The organism is Pantoea sp. UBA6567 (genome assembly GCF_002434165.1).
GTDB lineage: Bacteria > Pseudomonadota > Gammaproteobacteria > Enterobacterales > Enterobacteriaceae > Pantoea > Pantoea eucrina.
Genome location: NZ_DJJN01000007.1, coordinates 94,758 through 113,680, shown reverse-complemented (window position 1 = coordinate 113,680; position 18,923 = coordinate 94,758). Strand labels below are relative to the sequence as shown.

Here is an 18,923-nt window from a genome sequence, read left to right as displayed (position 1 = left end):
TCCTTACTTCCTGCCGGACTGACTGTCTGCTTTGGGGTTAAGACGCCGCCATGCGTGACGCTTCAGCATGAGCCAGGCGCTGCTGCCGATCAGCACGGCAACCAGCAGCGCGGCCAGCGCCATCAGCACCGAGTGCTGGTTGGCGTACCACACCACCATCATGTACCACGGCATTTCACCGCTCGGAAACTGCGGACCAACCCGGAAGCTGCGGATCCCATTTTCATCGGTAATGATGGCGGTATCGCCGCGAATACCGGCGTTGATACGCGCTGAATTGAGATCGTCATGCAGGCGCAGCAGCTGCTGATCGCTGGTTGCCACCGTCATGACCACCAGCCGGTCGGCGCTCCACGGCGAGCGATAGCTGACAAATCCGCGCCACGCCTCATTTGAGGAAAAGTAGCGATCGGCATCCAGCTCCTGGCGATACCAGTCGCCGGTCAGCCAGCCGTGCAGTTTTTCCATCAGGCCAGGCTCGTTAACGCTCAGCGTATTGCCGCTGGTCTGCCACGGCGTGCCGTGCAGCATCTGCTGCGTAAAGGCGCTGTGCTGCATGGTGCTCACCGCCAGCACATCATTCTGCTGCAGCCGGCTCAGATTGGTGCCGCCTTCAGGCAGGCCAAACAGTACCTGATTTTGTACCAGCGCCACCCCGGTTGCGTTACCCGCGCGCGCCGCCATATCGAGTAGCGTGGCGATCTCCGCATCACCCGGTTTTTCCGGCAGCAGCAGCGTGGTCTGCGAAAAATCCGCCAGGCGCGTGAACGGGAACGCGGCCCCGACAAAGTAAGAGAGGTTCGGCAGCATGGTGAAGTGACGGGTGTGGCTCAGATCGATCCACGAATCCTCTTCGATGCGGCTTTTGATATTGTTGTTAAGCAGTACGCCGCACGGCGCATCCGCTTTTGGCTTGATATTAAAGTAGAGCGCCAGCTGGTTATCGCCGTAAATCAGATATGGCTCCAGCTTCAGGGTGTAGTGCTCCTGACGCGCGTCGCCGCCCAGGCGGTGCCAGGCGCTCTCCAGCAGGCCGACTTTGTTAACCGTCAGGTTACGCAGGAAAGTCCCGTTGAGGGCGACATTCAGGAACGAATTGTTTTCGTCGATCCAGCTTTCAGTGGGAAAACGGTAGTTCAGGTTGACCGGAATCGTATCGCCATCCCATAAAAACAGATCGGGCGCCGCGCGGAAGTTTACGCGCAGCGCATCATGCCAGATACCGGTCGTGGTCAGGCTCTGATCTTTGCGCAGCAGTTCACTCAGGCGTACCGGGCGTGAGGTGTTGATCCAGCGCGGGGCATCGTAAGGCTTACGCTGGGCCAGCGGCTGCGGCTGCACAGCAAGCTGGCTGGCATCGGTAGTCAGCGGTTTGGTTGTCAGACGATTCGCGGCCTGACGCAGCTGTGCGTCATCGCTGCCCACAATCAGCAGCAGTTTATAGACCGGATTATCCGGGTTATCGATCACCTGCAGCAGCGGGCCATTGCTGGCCGGCAGCGTCACGATGCCGATTTTGTCGCCCGGATGCCCGACCAGAATACCGTTGCGCTCTGGCAGCGCGCCGCGACTCACCGGAAAGCGAATGCCGCGGTAGTCAGACTGAATACCCATCCACGACGCCACCAGCGCGGCAGCGCTCACCGCATCCGGCGTCACGCTGCTGGCAAAACCAAAGGTGACGCTGGCCGGCGTCATACGCTGCGCATCGATAAACGGGCGCGGGAAGTTACGCAGGCTGGTGCCGATATTCAGCTGCTGCCCCTCCAGGCTCAGCGTGGTTTGCGGCAGAATCGTTACCTGATACTGCTGTGCGCTCTCTTTTTCACACAGCAGCTTATCCGCATCGTTGATTTTAAAGCTGAGGTTGTTATCTGACACTACCATGGCAGCCGGAATATCCAGCTGATAGTCGCTGACGTCGCTGTCGCTGGAGCCGAGCGGCAGCGTGCCGAGCGGCTGTCCGTTCAGCATCAGCTGCAGCGACGTATTGCGCGCGGCCAGCGCTGATGAGACGCGCAGCGACAGGTTGAGCCGTGCGTTGGTAACCACCTCATCACCGGGCAGGGTAAAGACAATGCCCGACTGCAGCTGTTCTCCGGTCAGGGTGATGCCCTGTTTCTGGCCCATCTGCGCCACAGAAATCGTACTGCTTACCGGCTGGTTGAGGACAGTGCTTCCGGTATCAGCCGCAGGCAACAGAATTGCCGGCGCCTCAGCCTCAGCCGGCGTGGCGGCACTGCTTTCCGGCGCGTCACTACCGCTTTCCGGTGCATAAGGGGCGGCACCGGCCGCCTGCTGCAGCTGCGCGTCAGCCGTGCTGTCGAGCCCTTCCGGCGGCGGCACGGCTGACAGCGCACTGCTGTCCTGCGTAACCGCAGGCTCTTCAGCCTGAACCGATGTCAGCAGCAGTGCGGTCGCCAGCGAACTGGCGAGCAGCGTTTGCGTTAATTTCTTCATGCTGCGCTGTCCTCTTTGGCCGCAGGCTGGTCATCACGCTTGTGCTTCTCGCGGCGATCTTTCCAGGTCAGCCAGAACAGCTCAAAAACGGTACGAATAATAGTGCCGATCGACACCAGCGGATTATCCTGCTTATACTCCGGCTGGATCCACGCATCCGCTCGCGCCAGCACGACGCGCACCAGCTCGCGGCGACGCGCCAGCGGCATCGCGCCAAAGCGCAGACGGATTGTCTCTGCATCGCCGGAAATTTTACTGACCGGGATAGTGATAGTGCCGGACTTCAGCAGCAGATCGATCTCTTCAATCTCATCCATTTCATGCCGGTTGTCAGGCGCATCCAGCTGCGCACCGCCCATCGAGAGATCGCTGGTGCGGGTACGCGACGAAATTCCGCTGGCGTAGTGGATCACAGCCGGGATCTGCACCTCAATACGAATGGTTTTACGCACCTGCTTGGTTTCGCGCGCCACGGCGATGGCCGCCATCAGAATAATCAGACTGAAAATAGCCCAGCCAACGTTGAGCGCGATAACCCAGGGATCGACCCCGAAATAGTCATGCGCCGTCGCGCGGACCACGCCGGCGACAATACCGATGGAGAGCAGCGTCGCGACAATGACGTGTGGCCGTACGATATGGAAATCAAAGAAGCCCTGATCGAGCAGACCGCCTTTATCCGTTACGTTGAACTTGCCATGTTTCGGCGACAGTAGCGTCAGCAGGGTCGGGATGACCAGATGGAAGCACATCACCGTTTCGTAAATCTCTCCCCAGAAGGTATAGCGGAAGCGGCCATTCATACGGGAGTTAACGTAGAGCGACATCACCAGATGCGGCAGCACATAGGCGAAGATCAGCGACGCCGAAGAGTGGATGATATTCAGGTTAAACAGCAGATAAGCCAGCGGCGCGGTAAGAAACGCCACGCGCGGCAGGCCAAACTGAAAGTGCAGCATGGCGTTGAGGTAGCAGAGGCGCTGCTGCCACTTCAGACCACGGCCAAACAGCGGATTATCCACGCGGAAAATCTGCGTCATGCCGCGCGCCCAGCGGGTACGCTGAATAACGTGCAGGCCGAGGCGTTCCGTTGCCAGACCGGCCGCCAGCGGGATCGCCAGAAACGCTGAGCCCCAGCCGCGACGCTGCATTTTCAGCGCGGTGTGCGCGTCTTCCGTCACGGTCTCAACGGCAAAGCCGCCAATCTCTTCCAGCGCGCTGCGCCGGATAACGGCACAGGAGCCACAGAAAAAGGTCGCATTCCAGTTGTCATTGCCCTGCTGTACCGGACCATAAAACAGCGATCCCTCGTTAGGAATAGAGCGGGCGGCACGCAGGTTGCGCTCGAACGGATCGGGAGAGTAGAAATAGTGCGGCGTCTGCAGCAGGGCCAGCTTCGGATCTTTCAGGAAGGGGCCGACCGTTGCCTGCAGGAACGCGCGCGTGGCGACGTGATCGCAGTCGAATACGCAGATCAGCTCGCCTTTGGTAATGGTCATCGCGTGATTAAGATTGCCCGCTTTGGCGTGCCGGTTGTCATCACGCGTGATATAGCCCACGCCCACGTCAGCGGCGAATACCGCAAACTCGCTGCGCTTGCCGTCATCCAGCAGATAGACTTTGATTTTATCGCGCGGGTAATCGATACACTGCGCCGCCAGCACGGTATCGCGCACCACGTCCAGACTTTCGTTATAGGTCGGTACGTATACATCCACCGTGGGCCACAGACGGGTATCATCCGGCAGCGGTTCAATCGTACGCTTTAAAGGCCAGGTGGTCTGCAGGAACCCGAGAATTAAGATCAGCCAGACGTAAAGTTCAGCCAGATATAAGCCAATGCCGAGAATAGCTTCGATCTCGGAATTAAACTCCAGCGTTTCGGTAGTGCGCCACCAGATATATCGGGTCGACATCAGCGCGGAAAGAATAACCATTACCACGGTTATTTTACGGCTTTTGCTGAAGCCCAGTAAAAACATCATACCGATGCTGATTAAACCAAAAATATATTGTTTCTGGCTGTCCATAGGCGTGATGATGATTACCGCCGCCACCGGCGCGAGCACCAGCAGCAGCAGGTAAAACCCGAGTTTACTCATGAGTCACCCTGAAAAAGCGTTATAAATTATCTGAGCCGGGCCTGAGCCCGGCTATTAATACTGGCTGCGGATCGGCGCCTGAACTTCACCGTTGCCGACCTGAATACTGAGCAAATTAGCCACGCGCTTTGCCACCAGTTCAATATCGAAGGCGGCCGCAGACGCGGGGCTGAAATCGTACACTGACTGCTGTGATGCATTCGCTTCCGCCACGCTTTCATCGCGGTGGACAACGCCAAGCAGGCTATCGCCCAGACGCTGCTGCATAAATGATGTGACTTCACGGCTGATATTGCGGCGATTGTCGCTTTGGTTCAGCACAAAATAGTGGCCATGTTTATTATTCAGCGGCTGACCAATCATGCGGTTATTTTCAATTTGCGGCAGCAGAGAGACGGATGCCGTATCCGCAAGCATGACTACTAAATGCATATCGGCAAGTTGCTGCATCGCTTTAAGCGCCGGCCCCGGACCGGGAGGAAAATCGGCCACAATTACCAGGCCGGGATAATTCAGCACGGTATCGAGACCGCGCCGCAAAAAATGGGTGTCGCTGGCAAGCTTGTGCTCAAAGCGTTCACGCTGCTCCTCTGTGACGTCGCCGTAGGGCAGCACAAAAATATTGCCGCCGGTGGTCAGAATCGACTGGCTCCAGTCAGCCTGCTCTTCAGAGCGCGCAACAAAGCCGCGGCCATCCTGCAGCGGGACGCCAAAATGCAGACGCAGCGCATTCTGCACATCAAAATCGATTGCCAGCACCTTGCTGCCGGCGCGCGCCAGACTCCATGCAAGGTTGGCCGCCATGGTGGTCTTCCCTACTCCCCCTTTTGGCGAGCACACACAAACTAACGGCATAACGCAATCTTCTCCAGTAGCGGTTTGAGGAGTGTTTCTTTAGACAATGCAGCGGGTTCAGCCGGACGCGAGCGAAACAGCGTGCTGAAGCGGGCAGAGGCGGGCGGAGCAACAGGCGCTGCTGCGGCCGGCACCGCGCTGGCAGGCGGCTGCGGGGCCGCTGGGCGGGTCACGACCGGCTCAGAAAGCGGAGGCGGAAACAGTGAGCCGGCGCGCTGCCGCTCCACAAGCGCCGCCGCGGGCATCGCTGCCGGCGCGCGCTTCGGCGGCGGCGGCGGAAATAGCGCACTGCTGCCCGGCGCGGCCTCGCGGACCGGCGCGGTGGCCGCCAGGCTGCTGAGCAGCGAGGCGCCCTCCTCTGCCGGAGCACGCGGAGCGGCAGGTATGGCTGGCGCGGCAAATGCCTCAGGGCCGGCCGGCTGTGGCTGCGGCAGATCGATACGCTGCCCCTGGCCCAGCTCCGGCGCATCATCTGTGCTCAGCTGACGCAGAATGGCCCACTGATGATGATCGGCGCTCTGCGCCTGACCCGACATATCTTTGAAATCGATATCAAGCGTCTGCGTTTTTTCTTTGAAACGCTGCAGATCGTCATAATTCTTCATGATCAGTGCCTGTGAAAGCAGAGGGAATTTTTTGGCGAATATAGCACACACATTAAAAGACGGTGAGAAAATTCTGATTATTAAAACCGCATATCTGATAAAGCTGCTTTATCTGTGTTTATAAAAAACCGGATGCTTTACCGGCGGGAGATGCGCGGCGAAAAGAGACTAATGCATTGCCGTTAACCGAAACGAAAATGCCGCCGAAAAGAAATTAAATATCTGTAAAATAAGGATATTTATGATTTTGGCGTTGCGTAACCCCAGCGGTTAAGCCGGCAACGCCTGCGCGGTGATTTAAGAATTTGTCTTAGCGCGCTGCGCAGGGAGCCCTGTCGCTGACGGTCAGATAACGTAATGTGATAGATTTCCGGTCCTGTGCCCGGTTAACCTGATAAAGGTTAGCATTGCTGAACTGTTTTCGCTAAAAAAAAGAAAGGCTCCCGCGGGAGCCTTTTTTATCAGTAGCGTTAATCAGGGTGTTTCCAGCGGCTGGTTTTCATCCTGATCGACGGCAAAGCAGGCAACCTGCTGATCGCCATAGCGTTTGAGTTTTGGCTGCAGCTGCACGCAGGTGCCAAAACGGCGCCGGCAGCGCGCGTTGAACGCACAGCCCGGCGGCGGATTGAGCGGGCTGGGCAGCTCACCGGTCAGTTTGATACGCTCGCGCCGCTCATCCGGATTAAGACGCGGCGTGGCGGAAAGCAGCGCCTGCGTATAAGGATGGCGCGGATTGCTGAAGATCGCCTCTTTACTGCCTTTCTCCACGCAGCGCCCGAGGTACATCACCATAACTTCATCGGCGATGTGCTCGACCACTGAGAGGTCGTGCGAAATAAAGACGTAGGAGAGGCCCAGGTCCTGCTGCAGATCCATCATCAGGTTCAGCACCTGCGCGCGTACCGAAACATCGAGCGCTGAAACCGGCTCATCCGCGATCAGGACATCCGGATCCAGCATCAGTCCGCGCGCAATGGCAATACGCTGACGCTGACCGCCGGAGAACATGTGCGGGTAGCGATCGTAATGTTCGGTCTTGAGACCCACTTTCGCCATCATCTCCAGCGTTTTTTCGCGCCGCTCCGCTTTGCTCAGCGCGGTGTTGATAATCAGCGGCTCCTCAAGGATCTGGCTGATTTTTTTACGCGGGTTGAGCGAGCCATAGGGGTTCTGAAAGATGATCTGAATTTTCTGCCGGCGCAGTTTTTGCGCCTGCGGATCGTGCTTCAGCAAATCCTGTCCGTGCCAGTAAAGCTCGCCTTCGGTCGGGGTTTCGATCATGGTCAGCAGACGGCCAAGCGTGGATTTTCCGCAGCCCGACTCACCGACTACCGCCAGCGTTTTACCCCGTTCGAGGTTGAAGGAGACGCCATCCAGCGCCTTCACCAGGCGCTCCTGACCAAACAGGCCTTTCTTCACCGGGTAGTGTTTTTTCAGGTCAATCGCCTGCAGCAGATAATCCTGCTTCGTGTTATCAGGACTCATAGGTCGGTCTCCCGGCATCATCCAGTGGGAAGTGGCATTTAGACTGGCGGCCCGGAATGTCGCGCAGCGCAGGTTCTTCGGTACGGCAGCGATCGGTCACATAGGGGCAGCGCGGATTCAGCAGGCAGCCAGAGGGCCGGTCATATTTGCCCGGCACCACGCCCGGCAGCGATGCCAGCCGCGCCTTGTCTGCCGCAAACTCCGGCAGCGCCCGCAGCAGCGCCTGCGTATAGGGATGACGCGGCGCCCTGAAGATATCCACGGCTTTGCCGCTCTCCACCACCTGACCGGCATACATCACAATAATGTGCTGCGCCGCTTCGGCAACCAGCGCCAGATCGTGGGTGATGAGGATCAGCGCCATGTTCTCCTGCTTCTGCAGCGCCAGCAGCAGTTCGATGATCTGCGCCTGAATGGTGACATCCAGCGCCGTGGTTGGCTCATCGGCAATCAGCAGCTTAGGCTTGCAGGCAATCGCCATGGCGATCATCACGCGCTGGCTCATGCCGCCCGACAGCTGGTGCGGATAGACATCAAGCCGCGAAGCCGGATCGGGAATACCCACCTGCTCCAGCAGATCGATAGCGCGCTGGCGGCGGGTGCGTTTACTGCCGCCCTGGTGCACCTTGAGCGCTTCCATAATCTGGAAACCCACGGTATAGCAGGGATTGAGGCTGGTCATCGGATCCTGAAAAATCATCGCCACTTCTGCGCCAACCAGCTGCCGGCGCTCTTTTTCAGAAATCTTCTGCAAATCGCGCTGGTTAAACTCCAGCTTCTCAGCCATGACGCGGCCAGGAAAATCGATCAGACCCATAATCGCCAGCGAACTGACTGATTTACCGGAGCCCGACTCACCGACAATCCCTACGACCTGGCCCTGCTCTACCTGATAACTGATGCGGTCAACCGCACGGAACGGTGTTTTTTCGTCGCCGAAATGCACCGATAACTTCTCTACATTTAATAACGCCATCTCGGTGCCTCTTTACTGCTTGAGTTTCGGGTCGAGTGCATCACGCAAACCATCGCCCATGAGGTTGAATGCCAGAACCGTCAGCAGGATGACCACTCCGGGGAAGGTCACTACCCACCAGGCACTTTGCGCATACTGCAGAACGTCAGAGAGCATGGTGCCCCACTCCGGCGTCGGCGGCTGCGCCCCCATTCCGAGAAAGCCCAGCGCCGCCATGTCGAGAATGGCGTTGGAGAAACCGAGCGATGCCTGCACAATCAGCGGAGCCAGGCAGTTTGGCAGAATATTGATGAACATCTGACGCAGCGTTCCCGCACCTGCCACGCCGGAAGCGGTGACATAATCGCGGTTAACCTCAACCAGCACCGCCGCGCGCGTCAGGCGGATATAGTGCGGCAGCGCCACAAACGTCAGCGCCAGCGAAGCGTTGACGATGGAGGGGCCAAAGATGGCTACCAGCACCAGCGCCAGCAGCAGGCTGGGCAGCGCCAGCATGATATCGACCAGACGCATAATAGTGGCATCCACCACGCCACCGAGGTAGCCCGCCATCAGGCCAAAAATCACGCCAAAAATCAGTGACAGTACCACGACCAGGCAGCCTACCAGCAGCGACAGGCGCGCCCCGAACATCAGGCGTGACAAAATATCGCGGCCCACATCATCGGTGCCGAGGATATAACTCCAGCTGCCGCCCTCCTGCCATACCGGCGGATGCAGCAGCGCATCGCGGAACTGCTCTGCCGGACCGTGCGGTGCCAGAAAATCGGCAAAAATTGCAATCAGCAGCATCAGCGTGATGTAGACCAGGCCGATGACTGCGCCCTTATTACGTTTAAAATAGTGCCAGAATTCCTGAAACGGGGTCATCGGCTTTGGTGCGGCAGTTACGCGCGCGGGTTCAACAGCAGACATAGCTCCCCCTTATTTCTTATGTCGGATGCGCGGGTTAACCACGCCATACAGCAGATCAACCAGCAGGTTGACCAGAATGATCAGGATGGCAACCAGCAGCACGCCGCCCTGCACTACCGGATAGTCGCGGCGCTGCAGCGCTTCAATCAGCCAGCGGCCCAGACCCGGCCATGAGAAGATAGTCTCGGTCAGAATCGCACCGGCCAGCAGCGTACCGACCTGCAGACCGATAACGGTAACCACCGGCAGCATCGCATTACGCAGCGCATGCACGACAATAACCCGCATGCGCGTCAGCCCTTTGGCGCGGGCGGTGCGGATATAATCCTCGCCCAGCACCTCCAGCATGGAGGAGCGCGTCATACGCACAATCACCGCCAGCGGAATGGTGCCCAGCACAATCGCCGGCAGGATCATATGCATGACCGCATCTTTGAAGTCGCCCTCTTCCCCCCACAGGAGCGTATCGATCAGCATAAAGCCGGTCAGGGGATGGCTGTCGTCAAGGAAGATGGTATCGCTGACCCGGCCAGAGACCGGCGTCAGGTTGAGCTGCACCGATACCAGCATAATCAGCATGATCCCCCACCAGAAGATCGGCATGGAGTAGCCGGTCAGGGAGATCCCCACGGCGGTATGATCGAAAACCGATCCGCGCTTTACGGCGGCCAGTACGCCCACCGGAATACCCACGGCGATAGCAAACAGCATGGCACAGATGCCCAGCTCCAGCGTCGCCTGGAAGCGCGGGACAAACTCATCCCACACCGGAATGCGGCTCTTCAGAGAGATACCGAGATCGCCGTGCAGCACCCCGTTGATATAGGTGATGTACTGCTTCCACATCGGCTGGTCGAGGCCAAACTGCGCCATCAGCTGTGCGTGACGCTCCGGGGAGATACCGCGTTCGCCCGCCATGATCAGCACCGGGTCGCCGGGGATCAGATGAACAAACGCAAAGGTCAGTAGGGTAATACCGATAAACGTCGGGATGACAAGGCCCAGACGTCGGAGTATGAATTGCAGCATAAGCCGGATTCTCAGTCATTCTCCCGCAGCGGAAAGTCGTCGCGGGACTACATTGCTCATAACGCGCGGTCGGCAAAGCCGGACGCGATGCAGGCAGCGCTTCAGTAAAAGTATTTGCCGGAAAAAAGTACGGGACACGGATGGCGAAGAGCGCATCCGAGGGCCAGCAGGCTGGCCCTCACCGTGATAATCCGAAAGGGTTATTCCTGAATATCGACGTTTTCGAAGTGATGCTTACCTAACGGATCAACCACATAGCCGCTCACTTTCTTGCTGACAGGCTCATAGACGGTCGAGTGTGCAATGATCAGTGCCGGAGCCTGATCGTGCATAACAACCTGCGCCTGCTTGTAGAGCGCAATACGTTTATTGTGATCGGCTTCCGCACGGGCCGGCTGGATCAGATCTTCAAACGGCTTGTAGCACCAGCGGGAGTAGTTGGAGCCATCTTTTGCCGCTGCACAGCTGAACAGGGTGGCAAAGAAGTTATCCGGATCGCCATTGTCGCCGGTCCAGCCCATCATCACCGTCTGGTGTTCACCTGCTTTGGCGCGCTTGAGATATTCGCCCCACTCATAGGTAACAATTTTGGCTTTTACGCCAATTTTCGCCCAGTCCGCCTGAACCATCTCCGCCATGCGGCGCGCGTTCGGGTTGTATGGACGCTGCACCGGCATTGCCCAGAGATCGATAGAGAAGCCATCCGCCATGCCTGCTTCTTTCAGCAGCGCTTTGGCTTTTTCCGGATCGTAGGCGTAATCTTTGATCTCGTCGTTATAGCCCCACATGGTTGGCGGGATCAGGTTTTTCGCTGCCTGCCCTGCTCCCTGATAGACCGCATCGATGATCGCCTGCTTGTTGACCGCCATGGTCAGTGCCTGACGCACTTTGGCGTTATCCAGCGGCTTTTTCTCTGTGTTAAATGAGAGATAACCCACGTTCAGGCCAGGCTGCTCCATCAGATTGATTTTGCTGTCTTTCTTCATGCTGGCGATGTCAGCCGGGTTTGGATAAGGCATCACCTGGCACTCGCCCTTCTGCAGCTTGGCGTAGCGCACTGACGCATCTGGCGTAATAGAGAAGACCAGACGATCGATTTTTGGTTTAGTGCCCCAGAAGTCCGGGTTCGCTTTGTAGAGAATGCGTGAATCTTTCTGATACTGCTGCAGTACAAACGGGCCGGTGCCGACCGGATTCAGGTCGAGTTTTTCCGGCGTGCCTGCTTTCAGCATGTTATCCGCATACTCTTTAGAAAGAATAGAGGCGAAGTCCATACCGAGGTCAGCGAGGAAAGGCGCTTCAGGACGGGTCAGGGTAAAACGCACGGTGTGATCGTCAACTTTTTCAATTTTGCCGATCAGCTTCGGCATATCCATGCCTTCAAAATATTCGTAGCTGCCGCCAGAGACGCCGTGGAATTTATTGTTTTTATCGAGCTGGCGCTCAAATGAAAACACCACGTCATCGGCGTTAAATTCACGCGTTGGTTTGAAATCTTTCGTGCTCTGCCACTTCACGCCCTGGCGCAGGTGGAAAGTGTAGGTTTTGCCATCTTCGCTGACATCCCACTTTTCAGCCAGGCCTGGCTGCAGTTCAGTGGTGCCGGTTTTAAACTCAACCAGACGGTTATAAATCGGGACCGAGCTGGCGTCATAGGTGGTGCCAGAGGTAAAGAGCTGCGGGTTGAAACCTTCCGGCGAGCCTTCTGAACAGTAGACAAGGGTCTTCGCCTGAACACCGGCAGCGACGGTCATCGCAATCAGGCTGAGACCGGCCTTCAGCATCCTGGATTTAGCCCGGGAGTTCATCATGTTTTGCTCCATTGTGATGTGATGTTGTGTGCATCGCCCGTCCTCTGATTTTTTTATGCGGTACGGGCAGGTCTGACAGCGACCAGAATGTGAGCGGTTATTGTTATTGCCCTGGCGGGATACACCAGCCAGATGCGTCCGTCTCTACATCTTACTGAAGCATCAATTTGTCAACAGTTGCAACGAACGTCAATACAACGTGGGGTTATTTACACAGAGTGTGAGTAAGTGCAAGCAACGATAAAAAAGAGCACTGGAGAGAGAAACCGATATATAAGGCGGTGAAAAAGCGTTCGATACCGCTGGATTATCTGGCGCTTGCGTCAAATAACAGTGATTATCACCGCTAAAAAACATTTTAAAATTGTCGATAAACGTCGAATATCTGAACGATTCCCCGTGCGTTATGACGTTCGGGTAGCGAAATATGCTGGCGTAATGGCATAAGAAATCAGCAAAAAGCAAAAGCCGGTCATAAGCAGAATGTGTCGCGAATTAAGAGAGGTGCTTTGATGCAGCAAGTGATGAAGAGCGGTGTTGAGGAATAATAAGGTTTATCCCGGTGATGATTAATGGAACGCGTAAATTGATGACTTTGCTTGATCGCTGCCGGGATGTGAGTCTGGTTCAGGGAAGGCCAGTAAATCCTCAGTCATCACCGAAGCCGGATAAAGGATGAAATGCGGGGCCGTGGAGTAAAGCGTCACACGCCATGGATGGCGTGTGACGGGCGATCAGGGACGGACCTCGTCTTTACGAAGCGGTCGCGGATTTCACCCTGAGAGTGCAAATACGACAGACAAAAAAACCTGCTTTTTGCAAAGCAGGTTTCTTAAATGATGGTCGGCGAGAGAGGATTCGAACCTCCGACCCACTGGTCCCAAACCAGTTGCGCTACCAAGCTGCGCTACTCGCCGATGGGGGCGAATATTACTGCTGCGCCTTTACAGCGTCAATCCCTTTTCCCTTTAAAGCTGCCTGATTGCCTGAAAAGCAGGCAACCCGCGCCGGGAAGGCGATCTCAGCGCGGGCATACCGGTCAGAGATTGCTCGGTGCTTTAGCGGCCGGAGCCTGACACCAGTTGTTTGCCGGATTGATACCGCCATTGGGTGAGGTGTAGCCCAGACAGCCCAGTATGGTATCAAACAGCTCAACGTGACGATGCGTTTTACCGACACGCTGCTGCGCCTGCAGTCGCTCAAAGTTGCTGCGGTTCACCGGATCGTCCAGATATTTATCGGACGCCCAGACCATCATCGGCACGCGGAACTGCTCAGGCGGCGCCATCTCACGTGGGGTGCCGTGCAGGTGCATATTTTCGCTGATCGACTCGCCGTGGTCCGCCGCATAGAACACCAGCGCTTTTTTATCACGCAGCTGATCCAGTACGCTGTCGAGCATCGAGTCCACATACAAAACAGAGTTGTCATAAGCGTTGATCAACTGCGCCTTGCTGCAGGTGTCATCCACGCCCATGCACTCAGGCTGATAACGCGCGAAGCTGCGGGGATAGCGCTGCGAGTAAAGATAGTGTGAGCCTTTGGTATGCAGCACCACCAGATGTTTGCCTTTCGGGAAACGCTGCAGGGAAGCCTGCAGTTCCGGCACCAGCAGCATGTCGTCTACCGCTTTACCCTGATTACGCTTTTCAGAGCCGATCTGCTCGCGGAAAGAGAAGTTATTCACATCGGCATTGTCATAGAACCAGACCTCGCTCTGCATGGCGAACAGCTCAGAGGTAAAACCCAGCTCTTTCATGACGGCAAATACGTTCTGCTCTTTCAGAGTACGGCCCGGATTATCCATGGTGCCGCCTTCGCGAACAAACATGCAGCGCAGCGAGAGCTTGGTTGCGGTGTCGCAGGACTCACCGCGGAACGCCACCAGGTTTTTCTCTTTGGAGAGCTTTGGCGTGGTATCGCGATCGTAGCCCAGCATCCCCATATGATCCCAGCGCGTGGTTTCACCGATAACAAACACGACGTAAGTGTCATCAATGCCTGCCGGTGCCACATAGGTAAAGTTTTTCGCCGGATCGAACAGCGCTTCGCTGTCCAGCTTTTCATCCACTTTAGTCCAGGTAAACAGCCCCAGAGCAGCAATCCAGTTAGAAGGCAGATAAGAGTGTGCCACTACCCCGCCATAGCTGGGCAGATCGATATTCGTGATCTCTTCCTGCGTTTTCTGCAGTTTGTCAAAATAGCGGATCGGCAACCATACCAGCGCCACGCTCAGCAGCATAATGGCTACCGGTTTCAGGCGCTGTCCCGGTGTTTTTAGCTGCTCAATCAGCGTCATACGCAGCCGGTTGCGCCAGATCAGCAGCAGCGGCAGCGCGCTGACCAGCACCATCCAGACAATAAAATGCAGGCCGATCACTTCTTTAGAGAGATCGATGTCGGTTGTCATAACCGAAGCCACAATGCCGTAGCCAATCACGACATTAAAGAAGGTCATGTAATATGCCGCGGCCACGGAAATCACTACCAGCAGACTGGCCAGCACGCGGTAAGCCCATTTTCCACCCAGCGAGAGCAGGCGCATCAGGAAAAAGGTAAGTAAAACAGCGGCCGTGACTTCAGCAACAGCAGAAAGCCAGTCGGACGGGGTTGATTTGGTTAAGAAGCCGTCAAAGCGGCGGTAAAAAATTGGCAGGTTTAGCAGGATGCCAAGATAAAGTGCGAGCAGCAGAGAAAGCTTCTGCTGAGTTAAACTTTTGATATAATTCATTTAAATTTTCTGTTCCCGACCCGGTGTCGATTTATCACCGTTCCTGTGACTCTGTTCAGACAGCAAGGTTCGCTTTGAGAATGGAAAAGCGTGACGTATCGAGCAGGATCGGGACGAATCTGAACCGAAAATAACTGCGATGCCGTGTTAAGCGCAGCAGTAGAACATTTAACCAATGGTAAGACCAGATTTTTTTGTGCGGGCTAAAAGCGGGTGAATAAAAAAGGCTCCCGCAGGAGCCCGGTTAACCGCGTGCGTGCTTAATTAATGATATTCAGCGTCACGTCGATATTGCCGCGGGTGGCATTAGAGTAAGGGCACACGATGTGTGCAGCATCGACCAGCTTTTGGGCTTCTGCAGCATCCATCTCCGGCAGGTGGATATTCAGCGTAGCTTCAATACCAAAACCGGTCGGAATCGGGCCGATGCCAACTTCACCTTCAATCCACGCCTCTTTTGGCATCGCGATTTTGTCGCGACCGGCAACAAATTTCATGGCGCCGAGGAAACAGGCTGAATAGCCTGCAGCAAACAGCTGCTCCGGATTAGTCGCCTCGCCACCGGCTCCGCCCATCTCTTTTGGCACGCCCAGCTTAACGTCCAGGACGTTGTCAGAAGAGGTTGCACGTCCGTCACGGCCACCGGTTGCTTTTGCTTTAGCTGTATAAACCACTTTGTCTAAAGACATACTTTATCTCCGTTCGCTATATAATAACGCGCTACTTATCCGCGCCGATGTAAATGCTTTTTTATCCGCGCAGTCAGCCTGCGCGGTTCAGATTGGTGCGCAGCATATCAAGCTGCTCTTTCAGCGCTGCCATCGTCCCGGTGTCACAGGCCGTCGCACACTGCACCGCTTCCGGAATCGCAGCGGCGCGCGCCTGTAGCTCGCGCCCCTCATCGGTCAGCGTCACCACGACCTGCCGTTCATCCTGGCGTGAACGCTGCCGGCGCACCAGCCCGGCTGTTTCCAGCCGCTTAAGCAGCGGCGTCAGCGTCGCGGAGTCAAGAAACAGCTGTTCGCCAATCTCTGACACCGTGACATCATCCTGCACCCAGAGCACCAGCATCACCAGGTATTGCGGATAGGTGATATTGAGTGCCGCCAGCTGCTGACGATAGACCTTATGCATGGCCAGATTCGCCGAGTAGAGCGCGAAACAGAGATGCTGATCAACCTGGAGTGGCGGCCGCTTCACTTTTTTGCCATCTTGATTACTGTTCATGCAAATTAATATAGATAGCGCGCTAGATAATTGCAAGCTACTTTTCACGGGAGAGTGAAGATGCAGGATTCACTGGAGGAGCAGGCGCGTCGTTTTGCTACTGAACTTCATGCAGCTACAGGCCAGCGACGTAAATACACCGATGAGCCCTATATCGTTCACCCGCAGGCAGTGGCTGAACTGGTGCGCAGCGTAACCGATGATGAAGAGATGCTGGCAGCTGCCTGGCTGCACGATACGGTAGAAGACACATCCAGCACGCTACAGGATATTGAACAGCAGTTTGGCCAGCGCGTAGCCGGCCTGGTCGCGATGCTGACTGATAGCGCCCAGCCGCAGGCCAGAAACCGCGCGGCGCGCAAACTGGCACACTTCCGGCATACGGCGGACGCCTCACCCGAAGCGCAGACGATCAAGCTGGCAGATATTATCGATAATACCCGCGCGATAGTACAGTTTGACCCGGATTTTGCGCGCGTTTATCTGATTGAGAAGCAGGTGCAGATTCAGCTACTGCTGCAGGGCGATAAACAGCTCTGGCAGCAGGCGCATCAGAATATCAAACAGGGATTGCAGCAACTGTCGCAGCCCCCCTATAACGTTCCGGAAAGCTGGTTCGCCCGTCAGACGGCTAAATTTGAAGCGCTGAAATAAAAAACCCGCCGTGCAGGCGGGTTCGGAGAACCGATAATTGGTTACTCAAGCAGCTGCCGTCCCAGATAGGGATTCGCCTGCAGCAGCTTCATCAATTTGCGTGCCGTAGCGGAGGGGCGCGTGCGCTGCGCTTCCCAGCTTTTTACTGATGAGACGCTCACCCCCATCACGCGGGCGAACTCATCCACCTGCATGCCGGTCATCTCACGTAAACGCTGTGGCTCGGGAACTGACACCGTGTTGAGTGCAATATCTGATACGGAAGGCTTAGCATCACGTGTCAAAACAATTTGCTCAAGACTGCTGAGTAATTCAACCATTGGATCTTTTAATTCCATAGAGAACTCCTTAAAACTCACTATGAAGCACGTGAAAGTAGAGAGGTAAGCATCAAATGATGCTGAAACCAGGCTTTATCAGGCTGCATCCCGCAGCGGTTTGGACGTTAGATTTATAAAACCGTTACGGGACACAGCCTGCTGGGCACTGCGAACATGTCAGCGCAATGCAACAATTGCCGGGTTTCTTAGTATGGGTCAGAATCCAGGAATTGCTGTCTGTTTTTTGATTATTTTTTCATCTTGCTTATGGCTAAAACCTGCAGTAACGCTTAAGTGCCTGTCAGGTAAAAAGTTGCTGTCTGTCACACTCTGCCCCCTGTCCTGAATGAAGCAAAAATAGCGCCAGATCCGCATTTCGCATCCTGCGGACGTTTCGCACCGCCGCTGCGGCATTTTTGTTCGCATTGTGCTCAATAATAGAGCAGAGATGCACCAGTCTGATGCATATTAAAGGAAAGGTTATGAGTTATGCCGCCTCTGCTGCGTGCACTCCTTCGCCTGCTACGCTGGTCAGGGGCTGAAATGGGGCAGCGGTCTGCCACATCGTTGACTATTGCTGTGCCACACGGGCGCGCTGACCGGAGAGCATCACACTGCACGCCTTCGGTCATTGTGCACGCCAGGCCATTGCACTATTCTTTAGGACCATTCTCAGCGATTCACATATTGCCATTTTGTCACGACAGGAGTTGAAACATGGCGTCAGGAACTTCCCGCATCTGGATGCGTACCGGCATGCTGCTCGCCAGCGCGCTGGTCATATTGCAACTCACCGCCTGCGGTGACAAAGAGGGCGATCAGCGTAAGGCGTTTAACGATTTTCTGCAAAATACCGTGATGCGCAGCGGTGAACATCTGCCGGCACTGAGTGAAAACCAGAAGCAGACCTTCGGTAACTACGCCAGTGACTATGCCATTCTGTATGGCTTTTCTCAGCAGGTGAGTCAGGCCACGGAACAGGGTATGCGTCCGGTCGTGGATGAGCTGGCAGCGATTCGCGTTCCGCAGGATTATCTGACCCGCCGCGATACCCTGCGTCAGGTGAGCGGCAATCTCAGCGTTCTGACGCAGCAGATCCAGAGCGCGAAAATGCAGGCTGACAGCAGCAAGGCGACGCTTAAACAGCCCGACGACCTGAAAAAGTCGTATGACGCAGCCTATGCAAAAGTGGTTACACAGCCGGCAGGCACGCTGATCCCGCTGCTGCCTAAGCTGCAGGCGCTGAGCCAGAGCGCTGTACAGACCGGAGACTATCTGCAATCGCAGGGAACACGCGTCACTTTTAATGATGGTGGCGTACAGTTCCCGACGCAGGATCAGGCGACCCGGTACAATGCGCTGATGAGTGAGCTGTCTGCAAATGCGCAGGCGCTGACGCAGGCGCAAAATGCAGTACAGGGTTCCTGGCAATAACGCCGGTTACGGGCAGTATTACCACTGCCCGGTTCTCGCTGCGCTTCGCTTTATAACGGCCTGTCGCTTTACCTACCCGCCTGTGATCTGACGCAATTATGACCAGAAATTCTTTGTGACGCTAATCACACTTCCGCAATAAACCCGCACTACCAAAGAGTGAGGCTTATCACATAAAACCCGCTTTTTTGCTGAATTTTTCGGCGTCGCTGCTTTTTTATCCTGTCTTTGTGTGACAAGAGTCACATTAACCCCCCCTGTTCACCCCGCTTTTGCGTGATATGGATCACACTAATTCCGGACGCTACGCACGCTCCTG

At 56.0% G+C, this 18,923-nt stretch carries 15 protein-coding genes and 1 tRNA gene; 2 read left to right on the top strand and 14 right to left on the bottom strand.

Going from position 1 to position 18,923, the window contains the following annotated elements; translation table 11 throughout:
• Nucleotides 1-3: 3 nt before the first annotated feature.
• The 13 genes from bcsB to B4M48_RS14255 form a co-directional block, all read right to left on the bottom strand.
• On the bottom strand, nucleotides 4-2,460 hold the full coding sequence (bcsB, locus tag B4M48_RS14315) for a cellulose biosynthesis cyclic di-GMP-binding regulatory protein BcsB (RefSeq protein ID WP_071668227.1): 2,457 nt from the start codon (nucleotides 2,458-2,460) through the stop codon (nucleotides 4-6).
• Nucleotides 2,457-4,562, bottom strand: coding sequence for a UDP-forming cellulose synthase catalytic subunit (gene bcsA / locus B4M48_RS14310; protein WP_071668228.1), 2,106 nt, complete (start codon nucleotides 4,560-4,562; stop codon nucleotides 2,457-2,459). The genes bcsB and bcsA overlap by 4 nt, the downstream gene beginning before the upstream one ends.
• Before the next feature lie 54 nt (nucleotides 4,563-4,616).
• Entirely contained in the window at nucleotides 4,617-5,417 is an 801-nt protein-coding gene (bcsQ, locus tag B4M48_RS14305; RefSeq protein ID WP_071668229.1) for a cellulose biosynthesis protein BcsQ, read from the bottom strand.
• A complete protein-coding gene (gene bcsO / locus B4M48_RS14300) occupies nucleotides 5,408-6,022 on the bottom strand; it encodes a cellulose biosynthesis protein BcsO (RefSeq protein ID WP_039381657.1) in 615 nt (204 codons plus the stop codon). The genes bcsQ and bcsO overlap by 10 nt, the downstream gene beginning before the upstream one ends.
• 474 nt (nucleotides 6,023-6,496) lie before the next feature.
• Entirely contained in the window at nucleotides 6,497-7,507 is a 1,011-nt protein-coding gene (gene dppF, locus B4M48_RS14295) for a dipeptide ABC transporter ATP-binding subunit DppF (protein WP_039381655.1), read from the bottom strand.
• Nucleotides 7,497-8,483, bottom strand: coding sequence for a dipeptide ABC transporter ATP-binding protein (dppD, locus tag B4M48_RS14290; protein WP_039381653.1), 987 nt, complete (start codon nucleotides 8,481-8,483; stop codon nucleotides 7,497-7,499). Before dppD ends, dppF begins: the two co-directional genes overlap by 11 nt.
• Before the next feature lie 12 nt (nucleotides 8,484-8,495).
• The gene (gene dppC, locus B4M48_RS14285) at nucleotides 8,496-9,398 is read right to left on the bottom strand and encodes a dipeptide ABC transporter permease DppC (protein WP_039381650.1); all 903 of its coding nucleotides are present in this window, start codon (nucleotides 9,396-9,398) and stop codon (nucleotides 8,496-8,498) included.
• A gap of 9 nt (nucleotides 9,399-9,407) precedes the next feature.
• Complete coding sequence (dppB, locus tag B4M48_RS14280; protein ID WP_039381648.1) at nucleotides 9,408-10,427, bottom strand: dipeptide ABC transporter permease DppB; 1,020 nt, start codon at nucleotides 10,425-10,427, stop codon at nucleotides 9,408-9,410.
• A gap of 200 nt (nucleotides 10,428-10,627) precedes the next feature.
• Nucleotides 10,628-12,238: a dipeptide ABC transporter periplasmic-binding protein DppA gene (dppA, locus tag B4M48_RS14275; RefSeq protein WP_039381644.1), complete on the bottom strand. Its 1,611-nt coding sequence runs from the start codon at nucleotides 12,236-12,238 to the stop codon at nucleotides 10,628-10,630.
• Between the two features lie 840 nt (nucleotides 12,239-13,078).
• Nucleotides 13,079-13,155, bottom strand: a tRNA-Pro gene (locus B4M48_RS14270).
• Nucleotides 13,156-13,277: 122 nt separating this feature from the next.
• On the bottom strand, nucleotides 13,278-14,969 hold the full coding sequence (gene eptB, locus B4M48_RS14265) for a kdo(2)-lipid A phosphoethanolamine 7''-transferase (RefSeq protein ID WP_039381642.1): 1,692 nt from the start codon (nucleotides 14,967-14,969) through the stop codon (nucleotides 13,278-13,280).
• 260 nt (nucleotides 14,970-15,229) lie between these two features.
• The gene (locus B4M48_RS14260; protein WP_039381640.1) at nucleotides 15,230-15,658 is read right to left on the bottom strand and encodes an organic hydroperoxide resistance protein; all 429 of its coding nucleotides are present in this window, start codon (nucleotides 15,656-15,658) and stop codon (nucleotides 15,230-15,232) included.
• Nucleotides 15,659-15,731: 73 nt separating this feature from the next.
• Nucleotides 15,732-16,196 (bottom strand): MarR family winged helix-turn-helix transcriptional regulator, encoded by a 465-nt coding sequence (locus B4M48_RS14255; protein WP_071668230.1) that lies wholly within the window; start codon nucleotides 16,194-16,196, stop codon nucleotides 15,732-15,734.
• 60 nt (nucleotides 16,197-16,256) lie between these two features.
• On the opposite strand from B4M48_RS14255, the gene B4M48_RS14250 reads away from it, so the two are divergent.
• The gene (locus tag B4M48_RS14250; protein ID WP_039381635.1) at nucleotides 16,257-16,850 is read left to right on the top strand and encodes an HD domain-containing protein; all 594 of its coding nucleotides are present in this window, start codon (nucleotides 16,257-16,259) and stop codon (nucleotides 16,848-16,850) included.
• Between the two features lie 41 nt (nucleotides 16,851-16,891).
• Here B4M48_RS14250 and B4M48_RS14245 read toward each other — a convergent pair whose 3' ends face one another.
• Nucleotides 16,892-17,188: an HTH-type transcriptional regulator gene (locus B4M48_RS14245; RefSeq protein WP_039381633.1), complete on the bottom strand. Its 297-nt coding sequence runs from the start codon at nucleotides 17,186-17,188 to the stop codon at nucleotides 16,892-16,894.
• Nucleotides 17,189-17,887: 699 nt separating this feature from the next.
• Here B4M48_RS14245 and B4M48_RS14240 point away from each other — a divergent pair.
• Complete coding sequence (locus tag B4M48_RS14240; RefSeq protein ID WP_071668231.1) at nucleotides 17,888-18,604, top strand: DUF3053 domain-containing protein; 717 nt, start codon at nucleotides 17,888-17,890, stop codon at nucleotides 18,602-18,604.
• The last annotated feature ends 319 nt before the right edge of the window (nucleotides 18,605-18,923 follow it).